The organism is Salinimicrobium sediminilitoris (assembly GCF_020866905.1).
Lineage (GTDB): Bacteria > Bacteroidota > Bacteroidia > Flavobacteriales > Flavobacteriaceae > Salinimicrobium > Salinimicrobium sediminilitoris.
Map to the genome: position 1 here is coordinate 102,501 of NZ_JAIVCC010000009.1, position 19,034 is coordinate 121,534.

Sequence of the window (19,034 nt, forward strand, 5' to 3'; positions counted from 1 at the left end):
TTTACCTTTAGAAAAAGACCTTTTTATGATCCTTTCAAAAAATCCGTATACAGGGGAAACCATTGAAGAACATAGGGAATCCTCTTCAGAAGATATTGACAACGCACTGGAAAAGGCCACAGCCGTATTCCATGAATGGAAAACCACCTCATTTTCATTTCGCTCAAAGCTTATGCTGAATGCTGCGGAAGAACTCAGGAAAAACAAGCAGGAATATGCAGAAGTGATCACTAAAGAAATGGGTAAGCCAATAAAGCAATCTATTGCTGAAATTGAAAAATGTGCCTGGGTATGTGAGTATTATGCAGAAAATGCTGAAAAACAGCTTGCTCCTGAAGTTATTGAGACCGATGCAGCTAATAGCTATGTGAATTACGCCCCTTTAGGTGTGGTGCTGGCAATTATGCCATGGAATTTCCCTTTTTGGCAGGTATTCCGGTTTGCGGCACCGGCTTTAATGGCAGGTAACGTGGGAGTGCTAAAACACGCCAGCAATGTAATGATGTGCGGGAAGAATCTTGAAAAAGTGTTTATTAGAGCAGGATTTCCCGAAGGTTGTTTCCAAAACCTTACAATTGGCAGTAAGAAGGTTGACGACGTACTGCAGGATAAAAGGGTCAAAGCTGTAACTCTCACGGGTAGTGAAGGGGCAGGGAGTGCTGTTGCCGCGACGGCTGGCAGGCAGATCAAAAAAACTGTACTGGAACTGGGAGGAAGTAATCCACTGGTGGTGTTCGACGATGCAGACCTGGAGGAGGCGGTCGGGACCTGTGTCCAGGCACGTTTCCAAAATACAGGACAAAGTTGTATTGCAGGAAAACGTCTTTTGTTACAGGAAAGTATCGCCGAAAAATTCACAGATCTATTTCTGAAAAAAGTGAAGGATTTAAAGATCGGTGACCCTATGGATGAAGATACCTTTATAGGAGTGCAAGCCAGAGAAGATCTTGCCGAAGATTTGGAAAAACAGGTGAAGGATTCGGTGAAGATGGGTGCTCAGATCTTAACAGGAGGGGAGCGGAAAATGGCATTTTACGCACCTACTGTTTTAAAAGATGTAACACCCCAAATGCCGGTATTTAAAGAGGAAACATTTGGACCTGCAATAGGAATTACCACATTTAAAACAGAAGAGGAAGCAGTAGACCTTATTAATGCCACTCAATTTGGCCTTGGTGTTTCGCTGTTTACCACCAGTAAGGAAAGGGCCCAAAAACTTATTCCTCAAATTGAGGATGGGGCCGTTTTTGTCAATGAACTGGTAAAAAGCGATCCCCGCCTGCCTTTTGGAGGTACTAAGAAATCTGGATATGGCAGGGAGCTTTCCAACTTCGGGATTAGAGAGTTTGTGAATATTCAGACGGTTTATTTTAAATAGAAATTATGTCAAAGCAAAATATATCGGTAACTACAGATTGTGTGATATTTTACAGGAGTAAGCAGAATCCTAAAGTGTTATTGGTCAAACGAAAAAAAGATCCTTTTAAAGACAAATGGGCTCTCCCGGGAGGGTTTCTCGAAGATGAGGAACCATTGGAAGATGGAGCAAAGAGAGAGCTTGAAGAAGAAACAGGTTTAAAAATCAAAAAATTAAAACAGCTGCACACTTTTGGTGCTCCGGGAAGAGATCCCAGGGGCAGGACCATTAGTATCACATTCTGGGGAGAGGTGACTTCTAAAGAAAAAGTGGAAGGAAATGATGATGCCGCCGAAGCCCACTGGTTTTCTATCACAGATCTTCCCGAACTTGCTTTTGACCATTCAGAAATTCTAAAGGTGGCCAGGGAGGAATATTTTCGGAAGAATGCTTAACTTTATCATTCAAAATAACCCCTATGAGATTTCATACCCGTAAATGGATAAAGCCCCAGGATCTTAACCCTAATGGCACCTTGTTTGGCGGCCGACTTTTAGAATGGATTGACGAAGAAGCCGCGCTTTATGCTATAATTCAATTGGAAAATCCCCGCACTGTCACGAAATTCGTGAGTGAAATTGATTTCAAAAGTTCCGCCAGGGAAGGTGATATTATTGAGATAGGTATGGATGTGGTAAAATTCGGGACTGCTTCAATTACCCTGCGTTGCGAAGTTCGCAATAAGATGACCCGGGAAGTAATTATTTCTATTGAAAGGATCGTAATGGTTTCCCTTGATGAAAAGGGACGGGCAAAACCTCACGGGAAAACAGAGATCGAATTTGTGAAAGACCGTCTTAAAGATTAACTATTCTTTGCCTTCTGCTTTTTCTTTTCTGTCTTTTTCCTCTTCTTTTTCAATTTGTTTTTCTGCCTCCTGCATTTCATTTTGACTGGCAGGTGTTGCAGTTTGTACAGCCCTTACTCCCGGCTCCAAACTCAATTTGGCATAAAGTGGAAAGTGGTCGGATTTCACATCATTACCCACTTCCATTTTCACCAGTCTAAATTCATCTGAAACAAATAAATGATCCAGGGGCCACCTCATAAGCCAGCTATTTGCGTTATAAGTGTTATAGAAGCCCCTTCCTTTGCGGGGGTCCAGTAATCCACTCACCTCTTGGAAAAGCTGTGTACTTTCAGACCAGGCCACATCATTAAAATCCCCTGTAATAATTACAGGAAGCTTCGATTCTTTTGCCATTTTTGCCACTAACATCATTTGTGCATCTCTGTCTGTTGAAGAAGCATCATGTGGAGGCATGGGTGGTGTGGGATGAATAACGTGCAGCTGAATCAATTCTTTGGAAGGTAAAATCACCTTTGTATGCATAGAGGGAATGCTGTCTTCCAACAGAAATTTTATTTGAGGGTCTACCAGTTCCAACCTGGAGTACACCAGCATTCCGTAGGTATTATCAAGCGGCATCTCCATACGGTACTCGTAATCAAACTCTTTAAGTAATTTACGTAATTCATTTCGCCACAAGGAATTGGTTTCAGTAAAAACTAGAAGATCGGGATCCTGCCTAAAGATTTCTTCTACGACTTTGTCGTAATGCTCATTTTTCTGCAGCACATTAGTAGCCAGAATACTAATACTGCTTGCCGGCACAGCAGCTGTGTTTTTTCTAACCTGCTGGTCTGCAAACGGAGTGTAGGGATATATTTTAACCAGTTGCAGTAAGAAACATCCTGCCAGTACAAATATAAAAGTATAGTCTCTCCAGTTACGCAGATCAAACCTGAAGAAGTAGACCACAAGAGCCACCAGCGTGAGAATGGTAAGCTGTACATGGGGAAAATCAAACATCCTTATCCACCAGTAATCGGTAGCGACAAAAGGAAAAAGAGATAGAACAACAGCAATAATACCAAACGCCTGAAGAAAACCTTTTATTGACATGGAATAAAGATGAGTTTGATAAGATTTTTAAAAATTGATCTAAAGTATGTTTTTAGTACCTAAAACGAGGACAAAACTCCAAATCTTTAAATTTTTTTAAGAGTAATTGAGTATTTATCTGCTTAACTTATTGAGCCATTGATAATGAAGAGAACAGTATTCTTCTTTAACTAACCAAAATAAATAATTATGAATAAACTTAAGGAACTAAATTCTCACAATTCAGTACCACGAAAAGGCGTTTCCTGGAGGGCGATATTTGCAGGCGTTATTTGTACTTTTTCCATAGTTTTTCTTTTTAACCTGCTCGGGCTTTCTTTGGGATTTGGTAGCATAGAACCTATGGAAAAGAGTAGTCCTTTTAGCGGCGTGGGAACTTTAAGTCTTGTGTGGTGGGCTGTTTCAAATCTTCTGGCACTTTTTGTAGGAGCATTTGTTGCTGCGAGAGTAGGAGTGTCTTTCTACCAGAAAAGTGGAATTATCCAGGGAATAATGACCTGGGCCTTATATTTAATTCTGTCTCTCTGGCTGGTAACTTCAGCTGTGGGTGGAGTCATTTCGGGAGTGGGAAATACCATTGGAAACGTTGTGTCCTGGGCAAATGATCAACAGGAGCTAAGCCAAAGTCAACAACTGAGTGAGCAACACGAAAAAGAGTTGGAGGTTAGCCTTAACAAGGCTAAAGAAAAATTTTATATGTTACTTGAGGAAGCTCAAAAACCGTATTCAGACCCTCAAGAAGCAGAAAACGAAGTGGAAGAGAAAATGGATAATACAGGGCAACAAACTATGAGAGATTTTGGAAGCTCTGCGCAATTAGATGCCAAAATAGAGCAGATATTTAATGAGGCAAAAAACATCTTTGATAACAAGTGGGAAGCCCTGGATAAAGAAGCACTTGTAAATATATTAACTTCAAGGACCAATTTCAGTGAAAAAGAAGCCAAACAAACTGTTAGTAGCTACGCGGCAGAATATGAAAATCTGCGGAAGCAATCGATGGAGTTTCTTGAAAACATGAAGAAGGAAGCAGAGAAAACGACCGGTACTATTTCCGATGCTATGGCCGATGCTGCTCTCTATCTATTTATTGCACTATTACTGGGAGCTATTGTTGGTGCGCTGGGAGGAGCCGCTGGAGTTAAAAGTTTGCGAAGCGATTACATGCAGGGCCACTATCTAAACTCCTCTGAAGATTCTCACGACACCGATAACGAAGGCAGAACTTAGAGCACCAAATCCACAATTAATACTGAAGGAGATAATAGCTCAGGCTTAAAATGACCTGTGGGAAGCAACAGTTTTTAAATTACTACTATCTAATGAAAATGCCTATTTTTAATTTAGCTGCAGAGGTTTAAGAGCTTTTAAAATATCATCGCCCGAGGGAGATTCAAAAAGTTGAAGATCAAAATAAGGAATGGCAGCTATGAGGTGATCAAATATGTCTGCTGTAATCGCTTCATAAAATTCCCAGCGTTTGTCTGCACTAAAACAATAGATCTCGATTGGAATTCCCTGTGTGGTAGGAGGAAGATGGCGTACCATCATGGTCATTTCCTGGTGTATTTTTGGATGCGCCTTTAAATATGACAACGCATATTGCCTAAAAATTCCAAGGTTTGTTTGATGCCTTCCGTTGATGAGATGCTTTTTATTGATGCCCATTTCTTTATTATAGGCATTGATCTCTTCCTGTCGTTCTTTAATATAAGGACCAATTAAGCCGAATTCTTCAAATTTTGCAATATCCTCATCATTTACAAATCTTATTGAATTTTGTTTGATATTTATTGAGCGTTTGATACGTCGCCCGGGAGATTCCTGCATCCCGCGCCAGTTATGAAAAGAGTCCGAAATGAGATAATAAGTGGGAATGGTAGTATAAGTATTATCCCAGTTTTGAACCCTTACTGTCGCAAGATTGATCTCTGTAACAAATCCATCTGCCCCATATTTGCTGAAGGTGATCCAGTCTCCAATTCTTACAATGTCATTTACGGAAACCTGTATAGAGGCTATGAACCCAAGAATGGTATCTTTAAAGATAAATAGAATAATTGCTGAAGCGGCTCCTAAAGATATAAGGAATCCAAGCACAGATTTCTCTGTAATTTCAGAAAAAATGAAAATAAGTCCGATAGACCAAAAAATGATCATTAGGACCTGCGCATAGCTTTCCAGAGGTTTGTCATGGTACCGCTCATGCCGCTTCATGAAATTTGTGGTGGTGCGCACCAAACTCCGACCTATAAGTACAGTGAGGAGAATTATATAAATATCGACCAGCTTTTCAAATATCTCTAAAAGCTTTGGGTAATCTTCAAAAACTATAGGAACGGTCAAAATGAGCAATAAAAGAGGGAAAATATTGCTTATATACCTTGGAAAATTACTTTTTACAAGATAGTCGTCAAAGGTGGTCTTAGTTTGATTTGTGAATTTTTGAAAAGAGGTTAGAACCAGTCTTTTGGTAAGAAAATGAATTACAAACCAAAGAACCCCAACGACTACAATATTAATAAGCATGTTTAGAAAATGGGCAACATCTGCATCCATTCCCTGTGCCATGAAGTAATTGGCTAAAAAGTTCCCAACCTCCCGTACTTGTTCTCTCATTTTCTAGAGATATTTTTTCTCTACATAAAAAGGGCCTAATGGTAGTACCGAACTTAGGCAGACAATCATTAGAGTCTTAAACTTCCACTGTAGTGGCCTAAACAAAAGTAGAGCTCCAAAGATGTACGCTACAAATAAAAGACCGTGGGCCATCCCAACTATCCGTACCATTTCGGGAGAATCCCAAATGTATTTAAGAGGCATTGCAATTAATAATAGCACTAGAAAAGATATTCCTTCAAAAATGCTGATCCATTTAAAAATTTTCACTTGTGAATCTAACGACATAACTGTTCTTTTAAGGCTGCAAATATAATTTAAAAGGCCCGAATTTAGGACTGTAAATTCGCGAAATTTATTACAATTCAATTGAGTTTTTTAAGGGCTTGTTCTATGATTTTTAATCACATAGGGGAAGTAAAAATAAAGTTATGGGAATTCCCAATCCTGCTTTCCTCTAATAGCGTGTAATTTCTTAATTTGCGGAAGATACAGAAACAAGAATATGAGCAAAAAAATACTTGTCACCGGCGGGTTGGGGTTTATAGGATCGCATACCGTGGTGGCACTTCAGGAAAAAGGTTATGAGGTAGTAATTATTGATAACCTGTCGAATTCTTCCCTGGAAGTATTAGGAGGAATTACCAAGATTACCCGAATTTCCCCGGAATTCGAAAATTTAGACCTTCGGGACAAACAAGCTGTAAATCATTTTTTTGATAAATATCCTAACATTGAAGGGGTAATACATTTTGCGGCCTCTAAGGCAGTAGGGGAAAGTGTTCAAAATCCTTTGCTCTATTATGAAAATAATTTAAACACCTTAGTTTATTTATTACAGCAATTAAAGGAAAGGGAGGCACCAAAGTTCATTTTTAGTTCCTCCTGTACAGTATACGGCCAGGCAGATGAATTGCCAATTACAGAGAGTGCTCCTGTAAAAAAAGCAGAATCTCCATATGGGAATACCAAGCAAATTGGGGAAGAGATCATTTCGGACACCTGTAAAGTTGTACCGCATTTAAAAGCAATTTCCCTAAGGTATTTTAATCCTATTGGTGCACACCCCTCTGCTAATATCGGAGAATTACCAATTGGTACTCCTCAAAATCTGGTGCCTTTTATCACTCAGACAGCAGCCGGGAAAAGGGATGAGCTTTCGGTTTTTGGGAACGATTACCCAACCCCCGATGGAACCTGTATTAGAGATTATATACATGTTATGGATCTTGCACGTGCACATGTAGTAGCGTTAGAACGGTTGCTCGATGATGAGCAAACAGGAAATTATGAAGTGTTCAATCTTGGGACCGGAAAAGGAAACTCTGTACTCGAGGCTATCAAAGCCTTTGAAAAAGTTTCGGGACAAAAACTGCCTTACAGTTTTGTCGACAGGAGGGAAGGAGATATAATCGTAGCCTATGCAGATACTACCAAGGCTAATGATGTGCTCAAATGGAAAGCAGAATATACTATAGAAGATGCTATGGAGAGTGCCTGGAAATGGCAACAAAAGCTCGAAGAAAAGAATAATAGTGAAGAGTAGAGAGTAGAGAAACTGTCTAAAATATAAGCTTAAAGGCTAATTCAAACTTTGTGAAACCTCTTTTGGAGAGGTTTTTTCGATTCCAATCTCTCACATTGGAATCATTGAGGGGATTTATATTTTAGACAGTTTTTATTTTTTTTAGTTAACAATGAAAGCATGGATTACACCAGGTAACCAACCTATCAACGTAAGTACAATGCTTATCAATAGCGTTGTTCCCACGCCATGGTTTAGGTATACGGCTAAAGGCGGTAAAAGAATATTCAAAATTATTGTTAGCATGTTTTTATTTTTTGGTTATATCACCAAATTAATAATTAAAAATCATTTTGTATCAGGATAATTTTGGTTTAGCTTCAATTTAACAGCCAAATTATCAATATCTTAAGATGTTTATAATACGACAAAGGACATTGGGTTTCTTTAATCTCTTTTAATATACAAGGAAAATTTTTCCTTAGGAATAAACTATCTTCGCAGAAAATTAGAGCAATGACTTTTAAAGAACTGGGAGTATCAGACGACATTATCAAAGGGCTTAATGAGTTGGGGATTATCCATCCTACAAAAATACAGGAGGCTGCCATTCCTATACTTACAGAAGGAGGGGTTGATTTTGTAGGACAGGCACAAACCGGTACAGGGAAAACAGCAGCCTTTGGTCTACCCATTCTTGCACAAATTGATCCTGAAAAAGATCACATCCAGGCTTTGATCCTTTCTCCCACAAGGGAACTTGGGCAGCAAATTGCACGACAACTTTTCAAATTCACGAAATATTCAGAAAAGGTTTTTACTGAAGCTGTCTATGGAGGAGAAAAAATAGATATACAGATCGCCCGTCTTAACCGGCCCACCCAGATTGTGGTAGCTACCCCGGGAAGGTTAATTGACCTAATGAAACGCAAGGCAATTGATATTCGAAAGATAAAAACTTTGGTGCTGGATGAAGCCGATGAAATGCTTAGCATGGGTTTTAAAAATGATCTCACCCAGATCCTGGAAGGAACAGATTCTAAAGACAGGAATGTGTGGTTGTTTTCAGCAACAATTCCACAGGAGCTAAACGAGATCATAAATAAATATGTCAATAAAGGTGCACGACGGGTGGCTATTGATAAACAGGATGCAGTCAATACTGCGATTGAACATCAATTTGTGGCAGGAGATGATAACAGCAAACTTGATACCCTTGCATATTTTCTAAAAAGCCAGGGCAAAAAACGTGGTATTATCTTTACCAAAACTAAATCGGCAGCAAGGATCCTGTCCAAGCAACTGGCAGCAAAGAATTATGAGGTTGGATTGCTGGAAGGTGATATGCTTCAAAAGGACCGTGATAAGGTGATGAGAGCCTTTAAAGGCGACAACCTGCGACTTTTGGTGTCTACAGATGTGGCTGCGAGAGGAATTGATGTGGCAAATCTTGCATTTGTTGTTCACTACCAGCTACCAGATCAAACCGAATACTACACCCACCGAAGCGGGCGTACAGCCAGAGCAGGAAAAACCGGATTGTCTTTAGCGCTTGTAAACCAGTACGAAATTAAAAAATTACGTCAACTTGAACGGGAGTTGAATATCAAGTTCACCCAAATTAGATAAATAAAGTAGGTAACCGATTTCAGGAAAGTAGCTTTGTGGGAGACCATGCGAAAGTTTCAGTTGATTTTGTAGTACTAACGAGAACAATAAAGACAAAGAAAATCTCAGGTTAACGGAAATCGTAAACATTAAAAAATCCCGCATTTATGATCTTTCAAAAATGCGGGATTTTAGGTTTAATTATATGAGACTTCTCTATAGTATTTTAAACTATTTTGAAGATTACCAGGGCATATCCATAGAACCTTATATATCTAAGAAGCCCAAAAAGTAAATAATATCTAAACTTATAATTGATTATACCCGCTGCTACACTGGTAATTGAAAAGGGAATGGGTAATAAAGCCCCAACTACAATAAGGAAGCCACCCCACTTTTCTGTATTCTTGATGTGTTTTGCCATTTTTGTTTCCATGGCATCATGTACCGCCGGAATTTTTGTAATCGCCTTACCCATCCAGTAAGAAATGATCCCGCCAAGATAGGAAGCAGTTGCCAGCAGACTCAGGTAAAAGATAGGCATTGCCGATTTTCCGGACCAGGCAATAAATAATTCGGGAGGAACAAGACCCAGAAAAATAGATTCCGAAGCAAGAAAAACCGCTAAAATTCCAAGTGGAGAATACGTCTCGGTCACTGTGACCAGGATGCTGTTAATATTCACCACATATTCATTAATGGCAAACAGGGCTGCAAGAAAAAGAATTACAGGTAAAATGGCCTTTTTAAGACTCTTACCTACAAACTTGTAAAATCCTGTATAGTTATAATATTGGTGAAGTAATTTCCAGCGGGGTTTTTTATTCAAGACGGCGACATTTTTCTTTTTCATACTTGTTTCCTCTATTAAATAGCTTTTCTATAATATATTCAATTATTGAGCCATTCTAACAAAACAAATTATTAATTCTCTTCGGCATAAGCCATTAGCTGGTTGCTGTATTCTCTAAGTTCAATTGCATTGATCTTATTTTTGGCTTCAGCCATGAGTGACAGTAGGTAATCCAGGCTTTCGGCCGGGTCAAAGTCAGTGTTGCTCTCCGGCTCTTCTTCAAAACCTTCAACAGGCTCATCCTCAGGAATTGGGATGTTGAAAGAGTCATGAGTTTCAATGTGCTCAAAAGTAAGTCTTATTACCTTTGCCAAAAGAGGACTGTTTTCTTCTACGGCGTATGGCCTCAACTCCTTTAGATCTTCAACAATAGTATTGGTGATAATACCATTGCGCATTAGGTCGCGTTGTATTTTATTCAGAAGTTTTTGTGCCTTAGGATTTTCCAACGTGTACTGTATTTTAATATGGTTAAACTAAATTTTCCTGAAAAGCCTTTCTTTAAGCTATCTTCGGAAGGTGTGCAAAGATAATTGATTCTCTTTGTAATTAATGGTAGCAGGATTAAAGATTTTTACTTCAGAAGTTAAAATTTCTCAGCCACTGTGAACACTGAATAATTAACAAAGTCTTAAAGCTCCTGAATCGATATTTACACTACATATTTGCTAGTTTTAGGCTAGAAAAATAATATAAAAATGAAAAATTTAGAAAATAAAGTTGCATTTGTAACAGGTGGAAGCAAAGGAATTGGCTATGGTGTCGCAGCTGCTCTATCACAAATGGGAGTGAGGGTAGGTATCACCAGCAGGCATCGTGATGAGGCCGAAAAAGCAGCCAAAGAGATTACCCAAAACGGAAAAGGGGAAGTAATTGGAATTGAAGCCGATGTTCGCAAATTTGAAAGTCAGCAAGCTGCAATAAAACAGTTGGTAGATAAGTGGGGGCAGCTTGATATAGTGGTTGCCAACGCCGGGGTAGGTCATTTTGGCTCTATTGAAGAGCTTACGCCCGAACAATGGCAGCAAACCATTGACACCAACCTCACAGGTGTTTTTTACAGTCTTAAAGCCTCGATTCCTGATCTAAAGAAAAGTAAAGGTTACATTTTTACTATTTCCAGTCTTGCAGGGACCAACTTCTTTGCGGGTGGTACTGCCTATAACGCCAGTAAATTTGGAGTGACAGGATTTACACAGGCCGCTATGCTTGACTTGCGGGATCACGATATTAAGGTAACCACCATAATGCCTGGCTCTGTAGCCACACATTTTAATGACCACACGCCGGGTGATGAAGATGCCTGGAAAATACAGAGTGAAGATATTGGGGAACTGGTTGTAGACCTGTTGAAAATGAACCAAAGGGCTTTACCGAGTAAAATTGAGATAAGACCAACAAAGCCTCCAAAAAAATAACTGAAATATTTAAGTTCCAAAAAGGAGGTTTTCAAGCCTCCTTTTTTGGATTCTTTAGATGAACAGATTTCGCCAGATCCACAACCTTATCTGCAATTCCTAGCCACGCTTCCTCTTGAAGAAAATGGCGGGACCTTAATGTGTGGATCTCCTTTAAACCTGCCACTTCCTTTATTTCCTTTCCATAGGTTTCAAGTTGTAATGAAGGATCATTGGCTCCCCAAATCGCCTGTACCGGATATTCTTTACTTTGAACGGCTTTGTAGCACAGGTCCCTGAACCCCTCTGAACTATCAAAGTTTCTCATGAGCTTCAAAAAAGCCTTTCCATGATCTTCTCTTTTTAATAGATCAACATAGGCATTAATTTCTGAAAGACTTATACGGGATGAATTAATGACTCCCATTTGTTTAAACATGACCGGCCAGGTGAGATGACTCATCATCTTTAACTCAGCCTCGCCTAAAACCCTTTTTTCAAAGGGTCGCATTACCACCGGTTTCTTGAAATTTACCACATCCACCCAGGTGTTGAGGATGGTTAGGGACATTATCCTGTTTGCGTGTCTTGCAGCAAGAGCAAAACCAATTGGTCCCCCTACGTCATGTACTACCAGATGAAATTTTTTCAGTTTTAAAACTTTTGCAGCTTTATAAATGAAATCTGCAAGATTAGAAAAGGAATAATCAAATCCTTCGGGGCGCTCGCTCAAGCCAAAGCCCGGCATGTCTATACTTACTCCTTTATAGCCTTTCTTTTCGAGGGACCTCAAGACCTTTTGATAAAGAAAAGAAGAAGTGGGAACCCCGTGCAGACAAAGAACAGGTTCCCCACGCCCGTACTTCAAGGCAAAGGTTTTTATTCCATCTACCTCAAAATAGGTGCCCGAAGCTTCATGCTCCCTTATAACTTCAGAAACAGTTTTTTCTTTTTTGGCCATAGGCAAAGGATCATTTTTGTAGTAAATGGAGTAGTTCTCTCGCCGCTTTTTCTGAAGACGCAGGATTCTGTCCCGTCACCAGTTTTCCATCTACTTTTACGTAAGAGCTCCAGTCTTCACCCTTACTGTAATTTGCACCCAGTTGGTTCATCTTGTCCTCAACAAGAAATGGCACTACGTTAGTTAATCCCACTGCATCTTCTTCGGAATTTGCAAATCCTGTAACATCTTTCCTTCGTACTAAAGGCTCTTTATGATCTTCGACATTAGCAAGCACCCCCGGAGCATGACAAACAAAAGCCATAGGTTTCATTTGTTCATTGAAAGCTTCTATGAGAGAGATAGACTTTAAATCGTTTGCAAGATCCCACAGCGGCCCATGCCCACCGGGGTAAAAGACTCCGTCAAAATCTGAAGCATTCATATCCTCCAGTTTTTTAGTCGAAGCAAGCTTGTTTTGCAGCTCCTGATCTTTATCAAACCTTTTCGTGGCTTCGGTTTGCGCATCTTCTGTGGTGCTGGATGGGTCTATGGGAGGTTGTCCTCCTTTAGGAGAAGCCAGGGTGATATCTGCACCGGCATCTGAAAGAACGTAGTAAGGAGCTGCGAACTCTTCTACCCAAAATCCGGTTTTTTTACCTGTGTCTCCTAATTTATCATGAGAAGTTAAGACCATTAAAATTTTCATAGTATTATTTTTTTTAAATATTTATTATGATTGAAAAGTCCTGTTTCTACAGGACTTTTTCGTGGATCTTAAAATTACAATGCGCTCCCAGTACAGCCAAAGCTGAGATACTAATTAAAGGTTAAATTCTCTTTTCTGTCTAATTTTTACGATCAATTCCACCCTTACTATACCAAAGCCACGTAGTTTTGCAGGAAACTTTTTTCTTTGAATCTTTACCGGCAACTGCAATCTTTTTTCAAACTTTTAAAAACAGCCGAATTCTCCAGGGGAATTCGTTTTGCCGTTGCAGCTATTATTCCCTTGCTGGTCACAGCTCAAATGGGGGAGATTAGGTTGGGAATTGCCATGGCAGTAGGAGTTTTACTTACCTCACCCAGTGATGTGCCTGGCAGCTTACGGCGAAGAGTAATAGGTATATCCTTTTCTATTGCAATTGCTGTCCTGGCAACTGTAATTACAGGGTTTTCTCTTGCGTATCCTCTGTTTTTCGTTCCCCTGTTGATTCTCCAGATCTTTCACTACTCCATGATTTCGGTTTTTGGATTTAGAGCCTCTCTCATCTCCTTTTCGGGATTACTTGCTGTAGTGCTTAGTATGGCACAGGTTGCTGCGGAAGGCGGTGTACTGCTCCACGCACTTTGGATAGGAGTGGGGGGACTGTGGTACCTTTTGTTCACTCTTTTATTCCATTACCTGTTGCGCCGAAGAGAAACCGACCAGCTCCTGGGAGAAATCTTTGAACTTACAGCTCAATATCTGGAGATTCGCTCCCGGCTTATGGGCCTAAAATGTGATAATAGAGAGGAACTTGAGAAGGAAGTGTTTACTCTACAGACAACTATTAATGAGAAACATGAGATCCTTAGGGAAATGGTTATAACCCGCAGGAAGAATTTTGGTCGCTCTGGAATGGTGAGGAAGAGGCTGCTCATTTTTATGGAACTGGTTGATATCCTGGAATTGGGAATGGCCAACCCTGTCAATTCTTCGAAAATGAGTAAACTTTTTGTCTCTCAGGTGGATAAAATCAAACTTATACAGGATTGGAATGAGATAATGGCTGCTCATTTAAGGATTTTAGCGCAAGGCTCCCGTCGTAAATTCAATAAAACTGAAGAAGAACGATTAAAGGCTAAGAGACAGGAGACATGGAAAACCTACCGGGAGCTGGAAGTTTCGGAAGATGCTTCAGGGGGCAATGAAATGCTTTTAGTTTTCAGGAATTTCCTGGTTTTTAAGGAAAAGCAATATCAAAAGCTGCTTTCAATTAAGAGGCTCATGAAGGAATGGAAGGGCAACGAAAAATTAAAACTCAAAAGAAAAGACGCTGCAAAGTTCCTAACTACACCAGATTATAATTTTAAGACCCTTCAGGATAACCTGGATCTTAAGTCTCCGATCTTTAGGCATTCCGTGAGATTGACCGTGGTAATGGTGTTAGGATATTTTTTGGGGGAATTATTTGCTGTACAAAATGCTTACTGGATCCTCTTAACCATTGTGGTGATCATGCGCCCGGGATACGCCCTTACCCGGGATAGATTTAAACAAAGACTTTATGGAACTCTCATAGGGGGTGCCGTCGCGGTCTCTCTGGTCTTTCTTATTAGAAGTCAGGTGGTATATGGAACACTGGCAGTTATAAGTCTGGTCCTGGCGCACTCCATGATACAGCGTAATTATAAAACAGCAGCAGCTTTTATTACGCTCAATGTAATATTCGTCTACAGCCTGTTGCAGCCTAATGTGCTGCAGGTTATTGAATACCGGGTATTGGATACCATAGTGGGGGCAGGACTGGCCTTTGTTGGGGCAAAGTTCCTTTGGCCGACCTGGGAGCATTCTATTATTCAGAATTTTATAAAAGGAAGTATAAAAGCAAATCTGGAATTTATAAAGGAAGTTGAAGCTTATTACAATCATAAATCCACCTTACCTGCTTCTTATAAGTTAGCCCGAAAAAATGCATTTCTAGCCATGGGAGATCTTAATGCGGCTTTTCAACGTATGGCACAGGAATCAAAAACAGATAAAATTACGATGGAAGAAACCTTTAGGATAGTTTCCCTCAATCAGGAGTTTCTATCGGCTGTAGTTTCCCTTGGAACCTTTATAAGGTCTCAGGCTACTACCAAGGCTTCAGCTCATTTTGCCAATTACATATCTGCAATTAAGACCAATCTCCAGGCTTCGTTAGAGAACCATAAAATTCCAACAGAAGAAAATTCAGAAGAAATCAAAAGGGCGGCGGTTTTCTATGATAACCTGTACCAGGAATTGCTGTACGTTGAAAAGGATGAAGTCCATGAAAAGGAAGAGGTAAGGGAAAAATTGCAAGAGGTGCAAATCCTTATGGACCGGCTTAAATGGTTACTTGAGATAAGTGAAAGTCTCAGGAAAATACTGGCGAAGAAAGTATAAAGCCACCCTTTTGAGGTGGCCTGAAAAAATTTTCGGGATGTAATATAAATGACAACTACTTTTTAGAGTGCTGCTGTTTTCCTGATTTTTGATCGGATTTTTGATCACTCTTTTTTGCAGAATCCTGCTTTTGATTTGGTTTTTTTTGTTCTTGAGCCATAGCTATAAGTTTTTGATTAATAACATTATTAAAGTTACAATACATTGATTTACAATTATTTGTGTGCATGTTTTTTTAACCTTTCTTTTATAGTTAAAATTTTCAGTACTAAATCCTTTTAAAAGGTTTGTTGGCTTTGAATAGCTATTTAGTAATTTTACCAAAGAAGCAACTTTATGGATCACCAGGAAATTATTAAACAGATCGAGGCTCAAAAGCAACTTCCCAACCTTAGGTTTAAGATCAAGGAAAAGGCTGAAGCTTTTACTCACAACCTGTTCTACACTTTGTTTGACCGGGACACTCCAGTGGGGTATAATCTCGATAAACTGGCAGTAGACTTTAAAGAACTTGGAGACCTGGTATGCTGGGAACCCTGGAAACCCTGTTCTGAGATATGGGAGGACTATTGTAGTAAATTACCTCACCTGCTCGAAAAAATAAATCTTGATGCTGTTGCGATAGCAAATAATGACCCTGCAGCAAATTCTGTAGAGGAGGTCTATCTTTCATATCCCGGGTTTTATGCAATTGCAATTTACCGCCTAAGCCATGAGCTGTACAAACTGAACCTGCCCCTGGTTCCCCGTCTTATGACAGAATGTGCTCATCAATTGACCGGGACAGATATAAATCCCGGGGCACAGATTGGAGATTCCTTCTTTATTGATCATGCCACCGGGGTAGTGATTGGGGAAACGACAATTATAAAGAACAATGTGAAACTTTACCAGGGAGTTACTCTGGGTGCTTTATATGTAGCCTGCGGACTACGAAATAAAAAGAGGCATCCAACTATAGAAGATAATGTTACCATTTATGCTAACGCTACCATCCTTGGTGGGGAAACGGTGATTGGAGCGAACAGTATAATAGGTGGGAATGCATGGCTTACGAGCTCTGTTCCTGCTAATTCCTTTGTCACCCACGACCCGGTGATCAAAATAAAAAACCTTCAGAAATGAATCGAACAGTATTAGATCTTATTGGAAATACGCCTTTAGTGAGGGCACAAAAACTTATAGACAATCCAAATGTGGAATTGTATTTTAAGCTTGAGGGGCAAAATCCCGGAGGTAGCGTAAAGGACAGGCCTGCTTATAATATGATCAAAAATGCCCTGGAGAGAGGAGATATTACTTCTGAAACCAAACTGATCGAAGCTACCAGCGGAAACACCGGAATTGCCCTTGCCATGGTAGCACGGTTGCTTAAGTTGGATATTGAACTTGTAATGCCCGAAAATTCAACTGCGGAAAGAGTACAAACTATGCGTGCTTATGGGGCTAAGGTGATCCTTACAAGTGCCGATGGTGGTATTGAAGGGTCAAGGGATTATGCCGAAGCCAGAATGAAGGAAGGTAATTACTTTATGCTTAACCAGTTTGGGAATGATGATAACTGGAAAGCCCATTACGCTACTACAGGTCCTGAAATTTGGCGGGACACTAATAAAAATATCACTCACTTTGTCTCTTCAATGGGGACTACCGGTACTATAATGGGTACTTCCACCTTTTTAAAGGAGCAGAACAGGGATATCCAGATCGTGGGTGTACAACCCGATAATGAAGCGCGAATTCCCGGTATTAGAAAATGGCCAAAAGAATATTTGCCCAGTATCTTTAATGAAAATAAAGTAGACAGAATCTTAGAAGTGACTGAAGCTGAAGCCAGGACTATGACGTCAAGACTGGCCGAAGAAGAAGGAATATTTGCAGGAATGAGTAGTGGGGGTGCTGCAGCGGCAGCTATTAGGCTTTGTAATGAATTGGAAAGTGGGGTAGTGGTAAGTATAATTTGTGACAGAGGGGATCGTTATCTTTCTTCAGATCTTTTTGACAAAAAGTAAGAGACTGCCTAAAAGCCATTTTATTAGCTCCTAAATTAATCTTTTCAAGGTCGAGGTTTGAAAAAAGGAGTTTCAAAAATGGCTTTTTAGGCGTCTCTTTTTTATTTCAATTTTTTATTGAATTTGGGCTATAGAAAGCCGGTTGTTTTCTCTGTTAATGCGCAGCCTTTGGATTTTGTTACCATCACTTATTTTTACCCTGTAAAATTCTTTGTTAAGGTCCCAGCCTTTGGAATAGGCAACATACTTGGCGCCTTTAATGACCGCATTTTTATTTGTTCTAAGAATTTCAAGACGGGCATCTTCAGGAAGTACTACATCTTTAAATTTCTGGTTAGTGGAGATAAGCTCTCCCTGGTCGTCAAAAAGTGCAACTAAAAAACCTTTTCTGCTTTTAAAATAAACTTCAAATTTCACTAAATCAGCATCTTTATTGTCAAGCGCGAATTTTTTGGCATCAAAATTTGCTTTCATAAAGGCTAAAGGATCTTGCTGAAATTCTCCCACTTTTTTCTCGGGGATTATTATTTCCAAAGAATTGGTATCGGGATCAAGTTGCATCGAAACAGGTCGATACTCAATCTTTGCTTCCTCCAAGAGGATCTGTGAATGACCTGTGGCAATAAAACCAAACAGGAACAATCCTAAAATTAAATTTTTCATAGCACACAGTTTATAGATTAATATCTTATAAAGTTACTATGAAGAAATATGATCAAATACTATCCAGGTAGCATATCGTGTTAAATTTTAAGGAGCTGAAGCCCCGTTATTACTGGCCTTCTGGAGCAGAAGGTCTAAATTAATGAGTTGAACTTTGCTCCTGCCTAGAGTAATTATACCTTCATTTTTAAACTGTTGTAAATGACGATTTACCACAGCGCGTGTCGATCCTATGAGGTTGGCTAGTTCTTCGTTAGAAAGGTCGTTTATTAACTCCAGTTCAAGGGATTCTGAATTGACATTGCTCAAAATAAGCCTTGCAAGTCGGGTTGGAATATCTACCAGGGTAACGTTAGTGGCATATTCCTCAAGAACTCTCATTTGATGACTCAGGTAGGGCAGGAGGTTCCTGTTGATCCCGGGGTGTTTTTGAATCCACTCCTTCATGCGCGGCATGGGCAGAGATAAGAGGACAACCCTGTCCAGGGTTTCGTAGTAAACATCATGTTCACAACCGTCCAGCAAACACAGAATATCAAAAGCATCTGCTTTTTCCAAAAGGAAAAAGGTGAATTCCCTGCCCGACTGCTTTTCGACCTGATAGACCTTTAACCTGCCTGAAACTATAAAATGAAAATAATGAGAGGTGCGTTGCAAATGTATACTGCACGTATTGTTTGGCCATACTACTTCCTCCATTTCCAAAAGGAGCTTATGAAGTTCGTCCTCAGGTAGATCCTTTAACAGCTTATTGCTCTTTAGAGCTTCAAAAAATACTACATGCTTTTTTTCACTCCACATAATCAACGGCATTTATTTCATCACGATAAGGAATAAAATTCAAAGTTAAATATTTAATAATGAGGCTACTGTTAAACAAAATAAATTTTTTGTAAGGATTTTATTGCCAATTTTTTTGGCTGAACTTTAATTTCAGCTATTTTTGCAAAATTGCAATTGA

General features: G+C 39.7%; 20 protein-coding genes. 10 read left to right on the forward strand and 10 right to left on the reverse strand.

Going from position 1 to position 19,034, the window contains the following annotated elements; genetic code table 11:
• Positions 1–25: 25 nt before the first annotated feature.
• The 3 genes from LA313_RS10370 to LA313_RS10380 are packed head-to-tail and all read left to right on the forward strand — an operon-like array spanning position 26 to position 2,225.
• Positions 26–1,378 (forward strand): NAD-dependent succinate-semialdehyde dehydrogenase, encoded by a 1,353-nt coding sequence (locus LA313_RS10370; RefSeq protein WP_228914630.1) that lies wholly within the window; start codon positions 26–28, stop codon positions 1,376–1,378.
• A 5-nt stretch (positions 1,379–1,383) separates the two neighbouring features.
• Positions 1,384–1,812 carry an NUDIX domain-containing protein gene (locus LA313_RS10375; RefSeq protein WP_228914631.1) on the forward strand — a complete coding sequence of 143 codons (429 nt, stop codon included), beginning with the start codon at positions 1,384–1,386 and terminating at the stop codon, positions 1,810–1,812.
• 23 nt (positions 1,813–1,835) lie between these two features.
• Positions 1,836–2,225 (forward strand): acyl-CoA thioesterase, encoded by a 390-nt coding sequence (locus tag LA313_RS10380; RefSeq protein ID WP_228914632.1) that lies wholly within the window; start codon positions 1,836–1,838, stop codon positions 2,223–2,225.
• Here the strand turns inward: LA313_RS10380 and LA313_RS10385 are convergent, their stop codons facing one another.
• Positions 2,226–3,323, reverse strand: a complete 1,098-nt coding sequence (locus LA313_RS10385; protein ID WP_228914636.1) for an endonuclease/exonuclease/phosphatase family protein — start codon at positions 3,321–3,323, stop codon at positions 2,226–2,228.
• Positions 3,324–3,512: 189 nt separating this feature from the next.
• Between LA313_RS10385 and LA313_RS10390 the strand changes: the two genes are divergently transcribed.
• Positions 3,513–4,553, forward strand: coding sequence for a hypothetical protein (locus LA313_RS10390; RefSeq protein ID WP_228914637.1), 1,041 nt, complete (start codon positions 3,513–3,515; stop codon positions 4,551–4,553).
• Positions 4,554–4,661: 108 nt separating this feature from the next.
• Here LA313_RS10390 and LA313_RS10395 read toward each other — a convergent pair whose 3' ends face one another.
• Together LA313_RS10395 and LA313_RS10400 are read right to left on the reverse strand one after the other, a co-directional pair.
• On the reverse strand, positions 4,662–5,942 hold the full coding sequence (locus tag LA313_RS10395) for a mechanosensitive ion channel family protein (RefSeq protein WP_228914638.1): 1,281 nt from the start codon (positions 5,940–5,942) through the stop codon (positions 4,662–4,664).
• Positions 5,943–5,945: 3 nt separating this feature from the next.
• Entirely contained in the window at positions 5,946–6,230 is a 285-nt protein-coding gene (locus LA313_RS10400; protein ID WP_228914639.1) for a DUF3817 domain-containing protein, read from the reverse strand.
• Positions 6,231–6,447: 217 nt separating this feature from the next.
• Between LA313_RS10400 and galE the strand changes: the two genes are divergently transcribed.
• Entirely contained in the window at positions 6,448–7,488 is a 1,041-nt protein-coding gene (galE, locus tag LA313_RS10405; protein WP_228914641.1) for a UDP-glucose 4-epimerase GalE, read from the forward strand.
• 141 nt (positions 7,489–7,629) lie between these two features.
• Here the strand turns inward: galE and LA313_RS10410 are convergent, their stop codons facing one another.
• Positions 7,630–7,773 (reverse strand): YqaE/Pmp3 family membrane protein, encoded by a 144-nt coding sequence (locus LA313_RS10410; RefSeq protein ID WP_084625583.1) that lies wholly within the window; start codon positions 7,771–7,773, stop codon positions 7,630–7,632.
• Positions 7,774–7,983: 210 nt separating this feature from the next.
• Between LA313_RS10410 and LA313_RS10415 the strand changes: the two genes are divergently transcribed.
• On the forward strand, positions 7,984–9,096 hold the full coding sequence (locus LA313_RS10415; protein WP_228914643.1) for a DEAD/DEAH box helicase: 1,113 nt from the start codon (positions 7,984–7,986) through the stop codon (positions 9,094–9,096).
• A gap of 205 nt (positions 9,097–9,301) precedes the next feature.
• Here LA313_RS10415 and LA313_RS10420 read toward each other — a convergent pair whose 3' ends face one another.
• Both LA313_RS10420 and LA313_RS10425 read right to left on the reverse strand, forming a co-directional pair.
• Positions 9,302–9,928, reverse strand: a complete 627-nt coding sequence (locus LA313_RS10420) for a YqaA family protein (protein ID WP_228914645.1) — start codon at positions 9,926–9,928, stop codon at positions 9,302–9,304.
• A gap of 71 nt (positions 9,929–9,999) precedes the next feature.
• Positions 10,000–10,377, reverse strand: coding sequence for a hypothetical protein (locus LA313_RS10425; RefSeq protein ID WP_228914647.1), 378 nt, complete (start codon positions 10,375–10,377; stop codon positions 10,000–10,002).
• A gap of 249 nt (positions 10,378–10,626) precedes the next feature.
• On the opposite strand from LA313_RS10425, the gene LA313_RS10430 reads away from it, so the two are divergent.
• Positions 10,627–11,346, forward strand: a complete 720-nt coding sequence (locus tag LA313_RS10430; RefSeq protein ID WP_228914649.1) for an SDR family oxidoreductase — start codon at positions 10,627–10,629, stop codon at positions 11,344–11,346.
• 31 nt (positions 11,347–11,377) lie between these two features.
• Here the strand turns inward: LA313_RS10430 and LA313_RS10435 are convergent, their stop codons facing one another.
• Both LA313_RS10435 and LA313_RS10440 read right to left on the reverse strand, forming a co-directional pair.
• Positions 11,378–12,286 (reverse strand): alpha/beta fold hydrolase, encoded by a 909-nt coding sequence (locus tag LA313_RS10435; protein WP_228914652.1) that lies wholly within the window; start codon positions 12,284–12,286, stop codon positions 11,378–11,380.
• A gap of 10 nt (positions 12,287–12,296) precedes the next feature.
• Positions 12,297–12,974, reverse strand: a complete 678-nt coding sequence (locus LA313_RS10440; RefSeq protein ID WP_228914654.1) for a type 1 glutamine amidotransferase domain-containing protein — start codon at positions 12,972–12,974, stop codon at positions 12,297–12,299.
• Between the two features lie 207 nt (positions 12,975–13,181).
• Between LA313_RS10440 and LA313_RS10445 the strand changes: the two genes are divergently transcribed.
• From LA313_RS10445 to cysM, 3 genes are all read left to right on the forward strand, one after another.
• Positions 13,182–15,398, forward strand: a complete 2,217-nt coding sequence (locus LA313_RS10445) for an FUSC family protein (RefSeq protein WP_228914656.1) — start codon at positions 13,182–13,184, stop codon at positions 15,396–15,398.
• 336 nt (positions 15,399–15,734) lie between these two features.
• Positions 15,735–16,523 carry a serine O-acetyltransferase EpsC gene (gene epsC / locus LA313_RS10450; RefSeq protein WP_228914658.1) on the forward strand — a complete coding sequence of 263 codons (789 nt, stop codon included), beginning with the start codon at positions 15,735–15,737 and terminating at the stop codon, positions 16,521–16,523.
• Positions 16,520–17,410, forward strand: coding sequence for a cysteine synthase CysM (gene cysM, locus LA313_RS10455; RefSeq protein ID WP_228914659.1), 891 nt, complete (start codon positions 16,520–16,522; stop codon positions 17,408–17,410). The genes epsC and cysM overlap by 4 nt, the downstream gene beginning before the upstream one ends.
• Before the next feature lie 114 nt (positions 17,411–17,524).
• Here cysM and LA313_RS10460 read toward each other — a convergent pair whose 3' ends face one another.
• Positions 17,525–18,073 carry a hypothetical protein gene (locus tag LA313_RS10460; protein ID WP_228914663.1) on the reverse strand — a complete coding sequence of 183 codons (549 nt, stop codon included), beginning with the start codon at positions 18,071–18,073 and terminating at the stop codon, positions 17,525–17,527.
• Between the two features lie 87 nt (positions 18,074–18,160).
• Positions 18,161–18,886 (reverse strand): Crp/Fnr family transcriptional regulator, encoded by a 726-nt coding sequence (locus LA313_RS10465; protein WP_228914664.1) that lies wholly within the window; start codon positions 18,884–18,886, stop codon positions 18,161–18,163.
• Between the last annotated feature and the right edge of the window lie 148 nt (positions 18,887–19,034).